The 17,719-nt window shown below is 64.9% G+C and carries 16 protein-coding genes; 14 read left to right on the forward strand and 2 right to left on the reverse strand.

Annotation, left to right across the window (positions count from 1 at the left end; translation table 11 throughout):
* The first annotated feature begins 19 nt into the window (after positions 1–19).
* From B5M41_RS03420 to B5M41_RS03450, 7 genes are all read left to right on the forward strand, one after another.
* Entirely contained in the window at positions 20–1,060 is a 1,041-nt protein-coding gene (locus B5M41_RS03420; protein ID WP_134648784.1) for an isopenicillin N synthase family dioxygenase, read from the forward strand.
* Positions 1,061–1,127: 67 nt separating this feature from the next.
* Positions 1,128–2,342: an SfnB family sulfur acquisition oxidoreductase gene (locus B5M41_RS03425; protein WP_134648785.1), complete on the forward strand. Its 1,215-nt coding sequence runs from the start codon at positions 1,128–1,130 to the stop codon at positions 2,340–2,342.
* A 232-nt stretch (positions 2,343–2,574) separates the two neighbouring features.
* Positions 2,575–3,987: an LLM class flavin-dependent oxidoreductase gene (locus B5M41_RS03430; protein WP_134648786.1), complete on the forward strand. Its 1,413-nt coding sequence runs from the start codon at positions 2,575–2,577 to the stop codon at positions 3,985–3,987.
* A 2-nt stretch (positions 3,988–3,989) separates the two neighbouring features.
* Positions 3,990–5,450 (forward strand): FAD/NAD(P)-binding protein, encoded by a 1,461-nt coding sequence (locus B5M41_RS03435; RefSeq protein WP_134648787.1) that lies wholly within the window; start codon positions 3,990–3,992, stop codon positions 5,448–5,450.
* A 151-nt stretch (positions 5,451–5,601) separates the two neighbouring features.
* Positions 5,602–6,510 (forward strand): polyphosphate kinase 2, encoded by a 909-nt coding sequence (ppk2, locus tag B5M41_RS03440; RefSeq protein WP_134648788.1) that lies wholly within the window; start codon positions 5,602–5,604, stop codon positions 6,508–6,510.
* 14 nt (positions 6,511–6,524) lie between these two features.
* Entirely contained in the window at positions 6,525–7,532 is a 1,008-nt protein-coding gene (locus tag B5M41_RS03445; RefSeq protein ID WP_134648789.1) for a CorA family divalent cation transporter, read from the forward strand.
* Positions 7,533–7,675: 143 nt separating this feature from the next.
* A complete protein-coding gene (locus B5M41_RS03450; RefSeq protein ID WP_134648790.1) occupies positions 7,676–9,052 on the forward strand; it encodes an FAD/NAD(P)-binding protein in 1,377 nt (458 codons plus the stop codon).
* A gap of 7 nt (positions 9,053–9,059) precedes the next feature.
* Here the strand turns inward: B5M41_RS03450 and B5M41_RS03455 are convergent, their stop codons facing one another.
* Positions 9,060–9,674: a hypothetical protein gene (locus B5M41_RS03455; protein WP_134648791.1), complete on the reverse strand. Its 615-nt coding sequence runs from the start codon at positions 9,672–9,674 to the stop codon at positions 9,060–9,062.
* A gap of 230 nt (positions 9,675–9,904) precedes the next feature.
* On the opposite strand from B5M41_RS03455, the gene B5M41_RS03460 reads away from it, so the two are divergent.
* Together B5M41_RS03460 and B5M41_RS03465 are read left to right on the forward strand one after the other, a co-directional pair.
* Positions 9,905–10,444 (forward strand): flavin reductase family protein, encoded by a 540-nt coding sequence (locus B5M41_RS03460; protein WP_134648792.1) that lies wholly within the window; start codon positions 9,905–9,907, stop codon positions 10,442–10,444.
* A 152-nt stretch (positions 10,445–10,596) separates the two neighbouring features.
* Positions 10,597–11,913: a replication-associated recombination protein A gene (locus tag B5M41_RS03465; protein WP_134648793.1), complete on the forward strand. Its 1,317-nt coding sequence runs from the start codon at positions 10,597–10,599 to the stop codon at positions 11,911–11,913.
* On the opposite strand, the gene B5M41_RS03470 is transcribed toward B5M41_RS03465, so the two are convergent.
* The gene (locus B5M41_RS03470; RefSeq protein ID WP_134648794.1) at positions 11,910–12,506 is read right to left on the reverse strand and encodes a CDP-alcohol phosphatidyltransferase family protein; all 597 of its coding nucleotides are present in this window, start codon (positions 12,504–12,506) and stop codon (positions 11,910–11,912) included. The two genes, B5M41_RS03465 and B5M41_RS03470, sit on opposite strands and share 4 nt — an antisense overlap.
* Before the next feature lie 119 nt (positions 12,507–12,625).
* Here B5M41_RS03470 and B5M41_RS03475 point away from each other — a divergent pair, with 119 nt between their 5' ends.
* The 5 genes from B5M41_RS03475 to B5M41_RS03495 are packed head-to-tail and all read left to right on the forward strand — an operon-like array spanning position 12,626 to position 17,714.
* Positions 12,626–14,362 (forward strand): bifunctional alpha/beta hydrolase/class I SAM-dependent methyltransferase, encoded by a 1,737-nt coding sequence (locus tag B5M41_RS03475; protein WP_134648795.1) that lies wholly within the window; start codon positions 12,626–12,628, stop codon positions 14,360–14,362.
* 28 nt (positions 14,363–14,390) lie between these two features.
* On the forward strand, positions 14,391–15,704 hold the full coding sequence (locus B5M41_RS03480; protein ID WP_230639965.1) for a phosphatase PAP2/dual specificity phosphatase family protein: 1,314 nt from the start codon (positions 14,391–14,393) through the stop codon (positions 15,702–15,704).
* The gene (locus B5M41_RS03485; RefSeq protein ID WP_134648797.1) at positions 15,701–16,138 is read left to right on the forward strand and encodes a hypothetical protein; all 438 of its coding nucleotides are present in this window, start codon (positions 15,701–15,703) and stop codon (positions 16,136–16,138) included. Before B5M41_RS03480 ends, B5M41_RS03485 begins: the two co-directional genes overlap by 4 nt.
* Positions 16,135–16,785: a lysophospholipid acyltransferase family protein gene (locus B5M41_RS03490; RefSeq protein ID WP_134648798.1), complete on the forward strand. Its 651-nt coding sequence runs from the start codon at positions 16,135–16,137 to the stop codon at positions 16,783–16,785. Before B5M41_RS03485 ends, B5M41_RS03490 begins: the two co-directional genes overlap by 4 nt.
* Positions 16,782–17,714 carry a phosphatidate cytidylyltransferase gene (locus B5M41_RS03495; protein WP_134648799.1) on the forward strand — a complete coding sequence of 311 codons (933 nt, stop codon included), beginning with the start codon at positions 16,782–16,784 and terminating at the stop codon, positions 17,712–17,714. Before B5M41_RS03490 ends, B5M41_RS03495 begins: the two co-directional genes overlap by 4 nt.
* Positions 17,715–17,719 lie beyond the last annotated feature (5 nt).

Here is a 17,719-nt window from a genome sequence, read left to right on the forward strand (position 1 = left end):
ACAACGCGGGACGCGCGACATGACGATACACACCAAGCCGGTTCATCTGCCGACCATCGATTTTTCAAGGTTCTATGGCGATGTCGCCGAACGTGACGGCTTCATCCGGGAGCTCACCCGCGTTCTGCACGATCACGGCTTCTTCTATCTCACGGGCCACGGCGTGCCGCAGAGCCTGATCGATGACGTTATCGCCGTTTCGAAGCGCTTCTTCGCGCTGCCCGAGGCCGAAAAGCTGTCGATCGAGATGGTCAAGTCGCCGCATTTTCGCGGCTACAATCGGGCCGGATACGAGCGCACACGCGGCGAGCAGGATTGGCGCGAACAGCTCGACATCAACACCGAGGGCACGGTTGTCGAGGGTGACGCAGATACGCCCTGGAACCGGCTTCACGGCCCCAACCAATGGCCGGAGGCGCTGCCGGAACTGAAACCGCTTCTCCTGCGCTATCAGGCGGAAGTCACACGCATCGGTATCGACGTGCTGAAGGCGATCGCGCTTTCGCTTGGGCAGCCGGAAAATGCCTTCGCCGACATTTACGAGCCGACGCCGTCCCAGCTGCTGAAGATCATCCGCTATCCCGGCCGCGAGGCTGCCGGCAGCGACCAGGGGGTCGGCGCACACAAGGACGGCGGCTTCGTCACGGTCCTGCTGCAGGATACAACGCCCGGCCTGCGCATCCGCACCGAAGAGGGTGTCTGGATCGAGGCGCCGCCGGTGCCCGGAACCTTCATCATCAACAGCGGCGAGTTGCTCGAACTGGCGACGAACGGTTTCGTGCGCGCCGACGTGCATGATGTCGTGACGCCGCCGGCCGGCGTGGAGCGCTTCTCGGTCGCCTTCTTCCTCGGTGCGCGTTACGACGCAACCATCCCCGTCATTCCGCTGCCGGAGGAACTGAAGCGCGGCGAGCGCGGCGTCACGGTCGATCCGCTCAATCCCATCTTCCGCGAGGTCGGCATCAACCACCTGAAGAGCCGGCTGCGCTCCCATCCCGATGTGGCCGAGCGACACCATTCCGACCTGCTTCATCTGCTGGACAAGCCCGCCAAGGCGTGACGCGGGTCGCGGTTTCGAACGTGGCCATTCGAGCGCCGATGCCGGCCTTAATCAGAAAGGAAGAACCATGAGCAGCGTCACCACGCTCGTCCAGCCCCCGAAGGTTGCCAACCGCATCGCAAGCGAGGAGGAGGCGCTTTCCGTTGCCCGCGCGCTTGCCACAGAATTCGCCGGCGGCGCGAGCCGGCGCGACTTCGAACGCGCCTTGCCGCACGAGGAGCTGGACAGGCTTTCCGATTCGGGCCTGCTCGCCATCACGGTTCCCGCCGAATACGGCGGCATCGATGTTTCGAACGCGGTGCTTGCGGAGGTGACGGCGATCCTTTCGGAGGCCGACAGCTCGATCGGGCAGATCCCGCAGAACCATTTCTATATCCTGGAGGCCTTGCGCCATGACGGGAGCGAGGCGCAGAAGCGCTTCTATTTCGGCCGCGCCCTTGCCGGCGACCGCTTCGGCAATGCCCTTTCGGAGATCGGCACGAAGACGGTCGGTGACTACAACACGCGCATCAAGCCTGACGGGGCGGGGTTTCGCATCAATGGGCGCAAGTTCTACTCGACGGGTGTGCTGTTCGCCCATTGGGTCACCGTCTTCGCGCTTGACGATCAGGACCGGCTGACCATGTCCTTCGTGCCGCGTGACACCGATGGCATCGAGATCGTTGACGACTGGGACGGCTTCGGCCAGCGCACGACGGGAAGCGGTACGACGATCCTGCGCGACGTCTATGTTCCCGCCGATGCCGTCGTGCCGCATCAGAAGGGCTTCGAACGACCGGGCACAATCGGCTCCGTCGGACAGATCATCCATGCCGGCGTCGATCTCGGCATTGCCCGCGCCGCGTTCAAGGAACTCATCGGTTATGTCCGCGACAAGGCACGTCCATGGATGGATTCGGGCGTCGAGCGCGCCGCGGACGATCCACTGACGATCGCCCGGGTGGGCGACCTGGCCATCCGCATAGAGGCGGCCGAGGCGACGGTGGAGCGGGCGGGGCGGAAGATCGACCAGGCGCAGGTGAGCCTCAATGCGGACAATGCCGTCGCCGCGACGCTCGCGGTGGCCGCTGCGAAGGTCCTGACGACCGAACTGGTCATCGATGCGACGAACGTGCTTTTCGAGCTTGCCGGCACATCCGCGACGAAGCGCGGCCTCAACCTCGAACGCCACTGGCGCAACGCCCGCACCCATACGTTGCATGATCCGGTTCGCTGGAAATACCACGTCGTGGGCAACTATCATCTCAACGACGTCATTCCGCCGAAAAACGGAGCGCTTTGAGATCAACCTCGTGGTGGGGTGGTCGACTGGCCGCAATCCTTTGGGATTGCGGCCTTTTTTATGCGCTGGTGCCGCAAGACCTGGCGGTTTGCCCGGCTTGGACGGTTCGGCTGAAATGCGATTTCCAAAATTAATCTATATAAAAGATGGAATTTCTGTATTTAATGCGCAGGAGCATTATTCTCCGCCAGAACCGGAAGCCGCTCGGCATTCCCCACCTCTGGAGACACACATGGCACGCCACATTCGTTTCAATGCCTTCGACATGAACTGCGTGGGCCATCAGTCACCGGGCCTGTGGGCGCATCCCCGCGACAAGTCCGCGAAATACAAGGACCTGGACTATTGGCAGGACCTTGCCCGCACGCTGGAGCGCGGCGTCTTCGATGGCATCTTCATCGCCGACGTCGTCGGCTATTACGACGTCTACAAGGGCTCCAATTACCACGCCATCCATCAGGCCGCGCAGATACCGGTGAACGATCCCCTGCAACTGGCAGCGCCCATCGCGCTCGCCACGCAGCACTTGGGTATTGGCATAACCGCCTCGACGTCCTTCGAACACCCCTATACCTTCGCCCGGCGGCTGGCGACGGCAGATCATCATACCAAGGGCCGCGTGGGCTGGAACATCGTCACCTCCTATCTGGAGAGCGGGGCGAAGAATGTCGGGCAGGGCGGTCTTCGCCAGCATGACAACCGCTACGAGGTCGCCGCCGAATATCTCGAAGTGCTCTACAAGCTGCTGGAAGGGTCCTGGGAAGAGGGCGCCGTCGTGCGTGACAGCGAAAATCGCATCTTTACCCATCCCGAAAAGGTCCACGAGATCGGTCACAAGGGCAAGTATTTCGAGGTGCCGGGCTACGGCTTGACGGAGCCTTCGCCGCAGCGCACGCCCGTACTATACCAGGCCGGCGCGTCCGGTCCCGGCAAGGCATTCGCCGCCGGCCATGCCGAATGCATCTTCGTGGCGGCGCCGACCAAGGCCGTGCTCAAGGCCTATGTCGCCGATATTCGCCAGCGGATCGCCGCCGCAGGGCGCGATCCGAAGAAGGTTTACATTTATACGCTCGTCACCATCATCACGGACGAGACGGAAGAGAAGGCGCAGAAAAAATTCGAGGATTACCGCAGCTATGTCTCCTATGACGGCTCGCTGACCTTCATGTCCGGCTGGAGCGGCATCGATTTCGGGCAGTATGCGCCGACCGATGTCGTCGAGAGGATCGAGACGAATGCGATCCATTCCTTCGTCGAGCACATTGCCGGCGGCGACAAGTCATGGACCATCGACGAGCTGGCGCAATTCGGCGGCATCGGGGGCATGGGCCCGGTCTTTGTCGGCTCGCCGGAGCGCATCGCCGATATCCTGCAGGAGTGGGTGGCGGATACGGATGTCGATGGCTTCAATATCGCCTATGCCGTAACGCCCGACAGTTTCGAGGATGTCGTCGGCCATATCGTGCCGGAATTGCAAAAGCGCGGCGCCTATCCCACGGCCTACAAGCCGGGAACGCTGCGGGAGAAACTGTTCGGCGAGGGGCCGTATCTGCCGAAGTCCCATCCGGCGGAGGGCTACCGGGATATCGAGGCTTTCAAACGACGCGAGGCCGAGGTTGTCCCGGCCGTGAAGATCGCGGGGTGATCATGACGGTGCCGTTTCCGCACAAAGAGTTGGCCCGGCCGGTTGTCGCCATCATCGGCGGCGGCTTCACCGGCGCGGCGTTGGCCTATCATCTCGCTGGTCTTGTGCGTGCAGAGGCGGTCCGCATCGTGGTCTATGAGCCGCGTGCAAACCTTGGCGGCGGGCTGGCCTATGATACGGCCGAACCCGTCCACCGCATCAACGTACCGGCGTCGCGCATGTCGCTTATCCCAAGCGAGGGGTCACATTTCCAGGACTGGCTGGCCGGGACGGGCGCGCTGGATGACGATGCGGACGCGACGACGCCTGATGGCCATGTCTTCGCGCGCCGCTCGGCCTTTGGACGCTACGTCGCGGCGCAGCTCCAGCCGTTCCTGGCGGCCGGCGCTGTCGAACATCACAGGGCGCGCGTCGTCAGGGTCGCGCGGGCGGGCAAGGCATGGCGGATCGAGACGGAGGATGGTGCAGGCCTCGTGGCCGACCACCTCGTCCTGGCGACGAGCCATCCGGGTCCGCAGGCGCCCGCCGGCATCGAACGGGCGCTTGCCGGGCATCCCCGTTACATCGCGGATGCGACCCGGCCATCGGCGCTCGCGGCGATCCGGCCCCACGATCGCGTACTGATCGTCGGAACGGGATTGACCGCGGCCGACATTATCGCCGCGCTCGATGCGGCCGGTCATTCCGGCAGGATAACCGCCGTTTCCCGGCGCGGGTTGCGCTCGCGCGGTCATAATCTTCTGCCGCAGGAGCCCTTCGGCGAGTTCGCCGATCCGCCGAGCCGCACGGCGGGCGCCCTGCTGAGGCGGGTTCGCCGTACGATTGCGGTCGCCGAGGCGCATGGCGTGACATGGCACGCGGTCTTCGACCGGCTGCGGGCGCAGGGTGGTGACATCTGGCGCGCCCTGCCGGTTTCCGAGCGAAGGCGGCTCGTGCGCTTCCTGCGGCCCTATTGGGATGTCCACCGCTTCCGCATCGCGCCGCAGGTCGAGGCGGCCATCGAGCGGCGTCTTTCAACCGGTGGCCTCGACTTTCATGCGGCGTCGCTTGCCGCGGTCTCGCGCGAGCCGGACGATACGATCGCGGTAACGTTCCGCCCGCGCCGCGGAGGTCGACCCTTCGAAGGGCGCTACGATGCGCTGGTGCTGGCGACGGGGCCAGGCCATGGCAGCATCCTGTCCAGCCAGCCTTGTCTCTCCGGGCTCGCGGAAGCCGGTCTTCTGCAGGTCGACAATGTCGGTCTCGGCATAGCGGTCGATGCCGACAGCCGTGTCATCGACAAGGACGGCGCGAGCATGCGCGATCTCTATGTCGCGGGGCCGCTTGCCCGCGGGACGTTCGGCGAACTGATGGGCCTGCCCCAGGTGACCGAACACGCGCTCTTCGTGGCCGAGCGGATCGCTGCGGTCCTGGCGCATCCAATTTCGGAAACGGTCACGACGGCGAATTATCGGACCGACTGAGAGGCCGGTGGCGCACATGGCTGCCGTCACAAAAGCTTCATGAAGCCTTCCTATCTCTAGGCAGCGCCGATGCCGGCCTTGGCCGGCATGCGCCTCACTGACCCCGGCGGCGGCCGCCTCCGGGCGCAGCGTTCATTGGCGGATACCGGTCATGTTCAACGACAACAATCTGAACCGCATCAAGGCGGAAATTGCCGACAGCTTCGACGAGGAGCTCGAAATGCAGATCGAGGAGGATCGACTGGACGACCTCATCTCGGAGGGCATGTCCGAGGCGCCCGCGCCGACGCTGGAGCGCCGCATCTATTTCCGCGAGCTGTTCCGTCTCCAGCACGAACTGGTCAAGCTTCAGGACTGGGTCCAGCACAAGAAGCTCAAGGTTGTCGTGCTGTTCGAAGGGCGCGATTCCGCCGGCAAGGGCGGCGCCATCAAGCGCGTCACGCAGCGACTCAACCCGCGTGTCTGCCGCGTCGTCGCGCTGCCTGCACCGACCGAGCGCGAACGCAATCAATGGTACTTCCAGCGCTATGTGCCGCATCTGCCGACGGCCGGCGAAATGGTGCTGTTCGACCGCTCCTGGTACAACCGCGCCGGCGTCGAGCGCGTCATGGGCTTCTGCACGCCCGACGAACTGGAGGAGTTCTTCCGCTCGGTACCGGAATTCGAGCGCATGCTCGTGCGTTCGGGCATCATCCTCATCAAATACTGGTTCTCGATTACCGACGACGAGCAGGAATTCCGCTTCCGCATGCGCATCCACGATCCGCTGAAGCAGTGGAAGCTGTCGCCGATGGACCTGGAAAGCCGCGTCCATTGGGAAGACTACACCAAGGCCAAGGAAGAGATGCTGGAGCGCACGCACATTCCCGAGGCGCCGTGGTGGATCGTCGAGGCCGTGGACAAGAAGAAGGCGCGCCTGAACTGCATCGCCCACCTTCTTGCGCAGGTGCCCTACGAGGACGTGCCGAAGGCCGCCGTCGAACTGCCGGAACGCGTGCGGCATGACGACTACATTCGCCGTGAGCCACCGGATGAAATGTATGTTCCCGAGGTTTACTGACGCGGCCGGGACCTGTGACGCTTTTAAGTGAGAATGAAGGCGGGCATGCGCCCGGGCTCGTCGGCGCCTGGCGGGGAGAACCCGGCGGGCGTGTGCGGCCGATCGCGCCGCAGGATCTCGATGCGGCATTGGCCGACGACAGCGGGTGGGTCTGGCTGCATGTCGATCTCGTCGATCAGCGCATGCAGGGTTGGCTGACCGGGCGCTGTGCCCTTCCCATCGCCGCACGTGCGGTCCTCGACGGGCACGACGAGAGCCTGGTGCTGGGCCACGAGGCGGGCACCACCCACGGCGTCGTGGTCGACCTGGAACAGGACATGGGACGCGTGACGACCGTGGTCGGACGGCTGCATTTCGCGCTGACCGACCGGCTTCTCGTGACGGCACGGCGCCATCCGCTCGCCGCTGTGGACAAGGTTCGCCGCTCGTTCTCGGAGGGATTCGCGCCCGCCACGGCCTACGAGCTGTTCGAAGGCATTGTCGCCGCCTTCTGCAAGAACACCAATCTTCGGCTCAAGGAGGCGTCTGGCCTGCTCGATACAATCGAGGATCGGATCGTCACCGAACGGCTGAGCGACGAACGGCGCAACCTGAAGGAGGTTCGTCGCCTCGCCGTGTCCCTGCACCGGCCCGTCGCCGGGATGGTGGCGCTTTTCGATGAGGAAGACCGGGAGGGCTGGACGCTGTCGGAAACGGCCCATGCCGTTCTGCGCCGGCTTTCCCTGCGGCTCGAACGGCTCGATCGCGAAATCGTCACCCTCAACGATCGCGCGCGCCTGCTTCAGGAGGAAATGGCGGCCGAGCTTGCCGACGAGTCCAACCGCAGCCTGCGCGCCATGGCGATCATGAGCGCGCTTCTCCTGCCCGGCACGCTGGTTGTGGGCGTCTTCGGCATGAACACGGCTGGCCTGCCGTTCAGCCACGGCGATTCGGGTTTCGGCTGGGCCATGGCGCTGGGGATCGCCGCAACCGGGCTTTTCTACTGGTTGCTGCGCCGCGCCGGGATCAGCCTTCGCTTTTGAGGATTCCGGGATCTTCCAAAAAAGGGTCTTGCAATCTCATCTAAATTCTATTGTTTTAGTGGAGAAATGCAGAGTCACCGCTCGTTCCGCACGGAGCGAGTCCTGGAATACCGCCTGATGCAACACAGGAGAGGAGCCGAAAGATGACGCTTGTTCCCAGCCATTTCGCACCGCAATCGAAAGAGACCGGAACTCTTGCCCGCATCGCCGTGGTCGGTCGCGGCTTTACCGGCATGATGACCGCGATTGCCTTGCTGAAGACGTTCGACAGGCCGTTCCACCTCGTCCTGCACGACCCCTATCCAAGGATCGACGGGGGCGAAGGTCTGGCCCATGCGGCCTCGCCGCTGCTCAACAGCCGGGTGCGGGATCTCTCCATCGACCCGGTCCTGCGCGACGATTTCCGTGCCTGGCTGGAAGCGGATGGTCACTGGAACGAAGGTGTCCAGACGGACGCTGCGGCCGGTGCGGTCGACCATGCCTTCGTGCCCGGCGAAATCTTCAGCGCCTATGTCTACCAGCGCTTCGCCGAGGCTCTGCGCGGGCGCACCGACGTCATCATGCAGATCAGCGCTGACAGCGTGACCGCCGTCGAGCGGCACCCGCAGGGTGGGCTGAATGTCTTCTCCGGTGGCGAGCGGGCGCGTTTCGACGCGGTGTTCCTCGCCACAGGTTATGGCCTGCGTGACGGTCGTGAGGATGTGGGCGCGCAGGGCGCAGCCGCAGAGGCGATCGTCATCGGCGGCGGGGTCCATGCGGTGGATCGCGCGCTTCGCCTGCTGGCATCCGGCGGGGCGGCGCATGTGACGCTCATTTCCGCTTCCGGTTTTCTGCCGCAGCCGCATACCGCCGCTGCCGTCGGCACGGTGGTGTCGGACCGGCCGTTGCCCAACACGTTGCGCGGAGCGTTCCGCTCGCTGCGCGAAGCGGCCAACCGGGCGGCCGCGGACGGGTCAGGCTGGCAGGGGATCATGAACGACTTCCGGCAACGGGCAGGTGATCTCTGGCGGGGACTGACGCCGGAAGAACGCCGGCGCTTCAAGCGGCACGTCAAGCCGATCTACGACAGCCACCGCAACCGTCTGCCGCCCGCCCAGTATGCGCGCCTGCGTGAGGCGATCGCCAGCGGCGCGATCACCGTGCGCAAGGGCAAGGTCGAGCGTATCGCGACGAACGGCGTGCTCCTTTCGACAGCGGGCGGCCTGCAGGTTCTCGCTGCCGAGCAGACGATCGATTGTCGCATTCGGTCGGCGGATCTGGATTCACCGCTGTTCCGGGCGCTGTTTTCCAGCGGCCTCGCGCAGCGGGACGAACTCGACCTCGGCGTCTTCGTCGATCGCAGCGGCCGCGTGGTCAATGGCAAGGACCGTTTCGAGGGGCTGTTCGCCATGGGGCCGCTGGGTCTTGGCAGTCTGCCGGATATCGACCTCGTGCCGCAGATCGTGACGCAGGCCTATGCGGCGGCGTCGGCGCTTGCCGAGCATCAGCCCGCTAGCGCCCATGGCGTTCAGGCCGGATGAAACCCTTCTAAGGAAGTCGGATGTCGATGGACGGGTGGAAGACGGGGCTATAACCGGCGCGTAGCGCCATGATCGTCGAGGGCGGTGTCAGCAGGCTGTCGGCATGATCGAGGTATTGCGCAGGCGCATAGCCGTCGACGGTCCAGCGATGGGCGCGGCCATTGCGCATCGTATAGGCGTCTACACCGACCGCGACGACAGCACCGTCCGGCAGAGCGGACGGCGGGCCGTCCATGGGGTGCAGGCGCTTTTGCCCGCTTTCCAGGCGTTCAGCATGGAGCCGGGCGTCGATCTCCGGGGCGGAGGGCTGTTCTGCCGGAAAACAGGCGCGGAATTGTTCGGCTTGCGGCCGGCGACAAAAGAAACAGGGCCGATGCCCGGCGGCGAGCCCAACCGCCTCGTCGAGAAAGAACAGTTCGGTCCAGCTGCGCCCGGCCATCACGTCGCGGCGGACGCCCTTGAAATCACAGGCGCAGATGATCCAGGCCTTGCTCGTCCAGCGCCGTTTCAACAAGGTGCGTGTCGCCGGGTCGTGAATGATGCCGCGATTGCCCGTGAAGAGACCTCGCTGCGCGATGGCGACGATCTCGCCGTAGGGCGTGACACGGTTCTGCAAAGTCATGCCTGTCCTCCGAGGTGTCGGGCGTTTGCCTAAGTACCATGACAGCGAAAATTTTCGAACGATGCCATCCTCCACGCGGCGGATGTGCCGGCGTCCGGGATGCGCACAACAGCGGCGCCAGAGTGCATATTTTCTATAAAAATACTCAAATTAAGAAAGACGTGCCTGCTGATGTCCTACCGGGTTTGCTATCCCTTTCACCATTCGAAGTCTCTGCCGGAGCGGGAACGATGAACGCGCATGTCGAAAACATTCTTTTCAACGCCGAAAACACGGCATTGCTCAACCAGCCTGCGGATGCGGACAGCCTGAAGGCGGCCCTGCGCACGCTCGGCGGCGGCGTGAGCATCATCACGGCGGGCGAGGGGGAGACGCGGACCGGAGCGACCGTCACCTCGGCGACCGCCCTTTCCGTCGAACCCGCCCGCATGCTCGTCTCCCTCAACCGTTCGTCTTCCACATGGCCCGTGGTCGAGCGTTACGGCCATTTCGGCATCAATATCGTCGGCGCGGCTCATGAGGAGATCGCCAACCAGTTCGCCGGTCGTGGCGGCCTGCGCGGGCCGGCGCGCTATCGCGGCGCCGAGTGGACGACCGCCGTCAGCGGCGCGCCGTTGCTGGTCGATGCCGTCGCGGCGATCGATTGCGTCGTCGAAGAAGCCATCGAGCGTCACAGCCATGTCATCGTCATCGGCACGGTGCTGGCCATCCGCCTGGGAACAGGCCGTTCGCTGCTCTACCAGGACGGTCGCTACCACGCCGTAGCCTGATGCCGGACACGGGAGCCACGTCGCCCGCCTGCCGGAAAGCCGAATATTGCCTTTGACCCCGCCTGCCGCGCTCGATAGACGACAGTCGTCGGCTGGCAGGCGGGTTTTCCCGTCAAGCCCGCCGCCTGCACTGGTTTTCGACGGGAGGTCCCATGTCCGATCTTTTCGACGCGGCGCCGCGCACGGGCTCCATGCCGCTGGCCGCCGAACTGCGGCCGGCGACGCTGGATGACGTCATCGGTCAGCAGAAGGTGATCGGCGAGGGCACCATGCTGCGCCGGCGCATTGCAGCGGGACGGCTCGGCAGCATTATCCTCTACGGACCGCCGGGCCTCGGCAAGACATCCATTGCGCGCGCCATCGGCAACATGCTCGGCAAGAACTTCCGCCCTCTGCATGCCGCGCACAACAATGTCGCCGATATCCGCAAGATCGCCGACGAGGCGCGCATGCGCCCGACCCTGCTTTTCGCGGACGAGGTGCATCGCTTCAGCGCCACGCAGCAGGATCATCTGCTCGCACTGTGCGAGGAGGGCGTCGCCGACTTCATCGGCGCGACAACGGGCAACCCTTACCATACGCTGACGCCCGCTCTCATTTCCCGCTCCACCATTCTCAAGCTGGAGCCCCTGACGATCGAAGAGATGGAGGAGGTCGTGCGGCGCGGCTTGCAACATCTCGCCGCAAGCGGCATCGCCGTCGACCTGCCGCCCGAACAACTGCGCCGCATTGCCGGCCGGTCCGGTGGCGATGCGCGCCGCGCGCTGACGGTGCTCGAAAGCCTCGCTGTCGGCCATGCACACGGCCAGCCCGTCGTCATCACCGAAGCGATGGTGGAGGAAGCCTATGCGGCCGCGCCGGTCAATCACGATCGATCGGGCGATGCCCATTACGACGTGGTCTCGGCCTTCGTCAAATCGATGCGCGGCTCCGACCCCGACGCGACGCTCTACTGGCTGGCGCGGCTGATCCATGGCGGCGAAGATCCGCGCTATATTGCCCGCCGGATCATGATCCATGCCTCGGAGGATGTCGGGCTTGCCGACAACACCGCGCTGCAGACCGCGGTCGCAGCCCTGCATGCCGTGGAGAAGATCGGGTATCCGGAGGCGCAGATCGTGCTGGCTCATGCCGCCCTTCACGTCGCGCGGGCGCCGAAATCGAACTCCGCCTGCCGGGGTATCTCGCTTGCGCTTGCGCATGTGGCGAACGAGGCGCCGTCAGCGGTGCCGATGCATCTGCGCGATACGCATTACAAGGGCGCGGCATCCCTCGGCCATGTCGGTTACGCCTTCCCGCATGATGACGGGCGCGGCTGGAGCGAGCAGGTCTATGCGCCTGATGTTCCCCGCGGCGCCTTCTACCAGAGCGATGCGCGCGATGCCGCGACCTTCGAGCGGCGCGCCGATGAACATTGGGAACAGGTCACCGGCCGGCCGACGCCCGGCCGGTTCGGCGCGAAGCGCTAGGAGGGGGCCAGTCCGGCCCGCACGCGGTTGACGACGGTCCAGACGAGCAGGACGCAGGCCATGGGCTGGATATGCCATGTCCAGTCCGGCAGGGTGCCGAAGCCGGCCACCAGCGCGCCGAGCGCGCCGAAGAGCAACGCCCTGTCGCTCTTGCCCATCGGCCCCTCGTAGCTGCGGCCCTTGCCGTGCGCGACGCCCAGAACGCCTGTGAATTCCGTGAGCGTCGCCAGGAATACGACGGCTGTCAGCCAGGGCAGCGAGAAGGGAGCGATGAGAGCGAAGGGCAGGTAAAGCGCTGCGTCGGAAACGACGTCCGTGATCTCGTTGAGATAGCCGCCAAGCGCACTTTTCTGGCCGTGCTCGCGCGCCAGCATGCCATCCACCGCGTTCAGCGCCATGCGCAGCAACATCCAGATCGGCACCAGCGCGAAAAGCGCGGGTTGGGGATTGGCGAGGAGAAGCGCCCCGATCCCGACCGAGACGAGCGCCGCGAAAAGCGTGACCTGATTGGCAGTGACGCCGCGCTCCGCAAGTCGTCCGACCAGCGGCCGCAGCAGGTTCTGGAAGGACGATTTCAGTTTATAGATCGACATAAGGGCTTGAATCCGCTTCTCTCGATTCAACAAATGCAGGTGCGGCGGTATGAAATCAACTGCAAACAGGCGGGCTCATCCGTATAGGATGTGTGTTCATACGCGAAACGAGGACAGGCATGATCGAACAGACTTTCGCCAGCCACGACGGGGTTGAGCTTTTCTACCGTTATTGGCCGGCCCGCTCCGGCACGCCGAAAGGCGCGATCGTGCTTCTGCACCGCGGACACGAGCACGGCGGGCGGGTCGCGCATATCGTCGACGAACTCGGCCTCGATGATTTCGCCTTCTACGCCTGGGATGCCCGTGGACATGGCCGCTCGCCCGGCGAACGCGGTTATTCGCCGTCGTTTGCCCACTCCGTGCGCGACCTTGATTGCTTCGTCCGGCATATTATGCAGACCGGCGGTTTTGCGATCAGCGATATCGCAGTCGTCGCCCAGAGCGTCGGGGCGGTGCTGGCCGCAACCTGGGTGCATGACTATGCGCCGGATATCCGTGCGCTCGTGCTGGCTGCGCCCGCCTTCGACGTCAAGCTCTACGTTCCCTTCGCGAAAGAGGGCATTGCACTCTGGCAGAAGCTGAAGGGCCGGTTTTTCGTCAATTCCTACGTCAAGGCACGCTTCCTGACGCATGACCGCGAGCGCATTGCCTCCTTCGAGGCCGACCCGCTGATCACGCGCCCTATTGCGTCCAACATCCTGCTGGAGCTTTATGAGGCTGCCGACCGTGTGGTGGCGGATGCCCGCGCCATTACGGTGCCGACGCAAGTCCTGATCTCGGGCAGCGACTTCGTCGTGCGCCACGCGCCGCAGCATCGCTTTTTCGAAAACCTTGGTGCGACGATCAAGCAACGCCACGTGCTGCCCGGTTTCTATCATGACACATTGGGCGAGCGGGATCGGGCCAAGGCGCTGGAGAAGGTGCACACCTTCCTGCTCGCCCGCTTTGCAGAACCGCCCGTCATGGCCGATGTGCGGGGTGCTCATCTTGCCGGCTACACCCGTGACGAGGCCGACCGGCTGGCGACGCCCCTGCCGCTGCTTTCGCCGCGCGGCCTCTATTGGGCGCTCACGCGCGCCTCGATCCGCCTGGGCGGCCTGTTCTCCAAGGGGCTTGCGACCGGCGGCCGCACCGGCTTCGATTCCGGCTCCACGCTTGATTACGTCTATGAGGACGAGGCGCGCGGGCTTGGTCCGGGCGGACGTTTCATCGACCGGCAGTTCCTCGATGCCATCGGCTGGCGCGGCATTCGTCAGAGAAAGGTGCATCTGGAGGAACTGATCGGCAAGGCGCTCAAGCATCTCGATGCCGAAGGAAAGCCGTTGCGCGTTCTCGACATCGCCGCCGGCCATGGGCGCTATGTGCTCGATGCCGTCGCTGCGTCCGAGGTGAAGCCGGAGAGCATCCGCCTGCAGGATTATTCGCCCATCAACGTAGAGAAGGGTACGGCGCTGATCGCGGAGCGAGGCCTTGGCGACAAGGCGGCATTCCACCGCGCGGATGCCTTCGATACGCAGGGCCTTGCCGCGATCGAGCCGCGACCGACGCTTGCCATCGTTTCCGGCCTCTACGAACTCTTCCCGGACAATGCCATGATCGAGGCCTCGCTTGCCGGCCTCAGCCGTGCGCTGCAGCCGGGATCGCTGCTCGTCTATACCGGCCAACCCTGGCATCCCCAGCTCGAGATGATCGCCCGGGCGCTGACCTCGCATCGCGGCGGCGAAGCCTGGATCATGCGCCGCCGCACACAGCAGGAGATGGATCAGCTCGTCGCGGCGGCGGGCTTCCGCAAGATCGAGCAGCGCATCGACAAGTGGGGCATCTTCACCGTTTCGCTGGCCGAACGCGTCTGAGGCCGTCATGGGGGAAGGGGTCGCATCCATGCCGGGGAGTGAGCGTCGCGCCGTGTTGCGCGCGGCGGCGCTGTGGCTGCTTTTCCTGGCGCCATTCTTCTACCTGACCTACGGCACGGCGAACTGGCTGGCCTCGCTGCGATCCAATGTGCCGAACGTTGCCTTCGGCTGGGAACGTCACATTCCTTTCCTCGCCTGGACGATCGTGCCCTATTGGTCGATCAATGCCTTCTATGCCATCTCGCTTTTCGTGAACGACACGCCGGAGGCGGTCGGCCGGCTGGCGCGGCGTTATCTGACGGCGCAGGTCATCGCCGTCGCCTGTTTCGTCGCCTTTCCGCTCCAGGCCATTTTCGTTCGGCCGCAGACCGGGGGCCTGCCGGGCTTCATGTTCGATGTGCTCGGCGGTTTCGACAAGCCGTTCAACCAGGCGCCCTCGCTGCATATCGCGCTTCTGGTGATCATCTGGGATCACTGGCGTTTCCGGTTTGCCGGCGCGGCCAGAATGATCTGGCATCTCTGGAGCTTCCTGATCGGGATATCGGTGCTGACGACATGGCAGCACCACGTGCTCGACATTCCGGCCGGCGCGCTTCTCGGCCTCTTCGCACTCTGGCTTTTCCCGTTGGGCGACAAGTCGCCGCTTTCCGGCTTCCGGTGGACCGTGGAGGCAAAGGCGCGGCGGCTCGCTGCCTTCTACGCAGGCGGAGCAACGGTCCTGCTCATTCTGGCAATCCTCGCGACACGCAGTTCGGGCGCCGGTCTGCTGTTGCTCTGGCCGGCGCTGGCCCTCGCCATCGTGGCGCTCGGCTATGCAGGCGCGGGCGAAGCGGTTTTCCAGAAGGCGGCCGACGGCCGCATCAGCCTGGCGAGTCGCTGGCTGCTCATGCCCTACCGGTTCGGCGCGTGGCTCAACATGCTCTGGTGGACGCGCCGGCTTCCGGAGACGGTGGACATCGGCGATGGCGTGCTGCTCGGGCGCTTTCCTAAACGCAGTACGCTCTCGACGATTGCGACGGTAATCGATTTGACGGCGGAGTTCCCGCGCCTTGTCGTGCCGGGTCTTGCCTGGCGCGCCTTTCCCTGCCTCGATCTCTTGTCCTTGACGGCCGGGCGCATTCGCGAAGCAGCGCTCGCCGTTGAGGAAGCCCGCCGCCACGGCCCCGTTCTCATCTGCTGCGCGCTGGGTTTCCAGCGCAGTGCCGTGGTTGCGGCCTGCGTTCTGGTTCGCGCGGGTTATGCGGCAAGTGCTGCAATTGCCGTGGCGCAAATCAGGGCCGCCGGCCGGCCGGTTCATCTGCCGGTCGAGACATACGCTGTGATCGACGAGGCAGCGCGATGACGGACTGGAGGATGCCGATCACGAAAGCGGCGCTGAGCCTCAGGCGCAACGCGCTCGCGGGCGGCGCTCTTGCAGTGCTGATCCTCGCCATCGCACCGCCGACCGCCGGCGCCCATGGTTTTACCGCGCCGCTCGGCTGGTGGCTGCTGCTCGCCTTCTGTCTCGCGCCGCTCGCGCTTTCGGCTCACCTCCTGTTCGATGCGGCACTGTTCAGGCTGGCTGCCTCCCATGACGCGGAAGCGGCCGGGCTTTCGGCCATCGACGATGTGCTGGAGCGCATGGGCCTTCGAAAGCGCGACGGCCGGCCCGCACCGCTTGCTGTCAGACTTGCGGGATGCCGCCGGCTCATCTGGATGCAACGCATTCTTCTGGCCGTTGCACTTGCGCTTTTTGCGATCCTGCTGCTCGACGGCCTTGAGGGCGGCGGCGCATGAGCGGGGCGAGCCTTCTCCAGAGAGCGTCTGCCGCTATGCTCGCCGTGCTCGCCCGCGCCGTGACCGGCGTGCGCCCGATCTGGGCGGGCACGTCGCCGAACGGGCCGCTGCGCATCTATTTCGCCAATCATGCCAGCCACGGTGATTTCATTCTGGTTTCCACCTGCCTGCACCCGGCCGAGCGCGGCCGCACGGCGGCGGTCGCCGGCGCGGATTACTGGAACGCCGGTCGTGTCCGGCGCTTCATCGCCGGCAGGCTGCTGCGCACCGTGCTGGTGGAACGCAACTGGGTCGAGCGGCGGGCCGATCCGCTTGCGGTGATGCTCGCGGCCCTCGATGCCGGCGAGAGCCTGATCTTTTTCCCAGAGGGCACCCGCAACATGACGGAGGAACCGCTGCTGCGCTTCCGCTCCGGGCTGTACAATCTGGCCGCCGCGCGTCCGCAGGTGGAGCTCGTGCCGTGCTGGATCGAAAACATGTCCCGTGTCCTGCCGAAGGGAGCGTTCCTGCCCGTCCCGCTGCTCTGCCGCGTCGTGTTCGGCGCGCCGCTCAAGCTGGAAGACGGCGAGGACCGCAAAGTCTTTCTTGACCGCGCCCGTACGGCGCTTCTCGCGCTTGCGCCGCGAAAGGATGGAACACCGCAATGAGCGACGATACCACTTGTCTTTTCCTCGGGCTTGTCGCGGTGCTGACGGTGGCGAGCCTTGTCGCGGCCATCCTCTCCTGGCGCAGTCCCAAGCCTTTGCCTTCCACGCTCGACAACCTGAACGCCCGTATCAAGGCATGGTGGATCATGGTGGCGGGCATTTCCGTGGCCTTCCTGTTCGGCAAGGGCGGCGTGATCCTGCTTTTCGCCTTCGTTTCCTTCGCGGCGCTGCGGGAATATGTGACGCTGACCAATACCCGCCGCGCCGATCGCTGGACGCTGCTCGGCATGTTCCTGATCGTCATTCCGGTGCAATACTACCTGATCTGGATCGACTGGTATGGGCTCTATTCGATCTTCATTCCCGTCTACTGCTTCCTTGCCATGCCGGCGATTACGGCGCTGCGCGGCGATACGTCCCGCTTTCTCGAGCGGGTCAGCGAGCAGCAATGGGGCATCATGCTTTCGGTCTACTGCCTGAGCCATGTCCCCGCGCTGGTGACGTTGCCCATTCCCGGCAATGAGGGACGCGGCCTGCTTCTCATCGCCTTCCTGATCGCCACCGTGCAGGGCAGCGACGTGCTGCAATATATCTTCGGCAAGCTGTTCGGCCGGCACAAGGTGGCGCCTGCCATCTCTCCCTCCAAGACCTGGGAAGGCCTGATCGGCGGCATTGCCAGCGCGTCGCTGATGGGGGCGGGGCTCTATTGGCTGACGCCGTTCTCGCCGCTCGAAGCCGGGGTCTTGGCGGCGCTCGCCTGCATCATGGGCTTCTTCGGCGGCCTCGTCGCATCCGCCATCAAGCGCGATCGCGGGGTGAAGGACTGGGGCCACATGATCGAAGGCCATGGCGGCATGCTCGACCGCGCCGACAGCCTGGTCTTTGCCGCGCCCGTCTTCTTCCACATCGTTCGTTACGCGTGGACCTGACGGCG

Origin of the sequence: Shinella sumterensis, from assembly GCF_004514425.2 — a bacterium.
Lineage (GTDB): Bacteria > Pseudomonadota > Alphaproteobacteria > Rhizobiales > Rhizobiaceae > Shinella > Shinella sumterensis.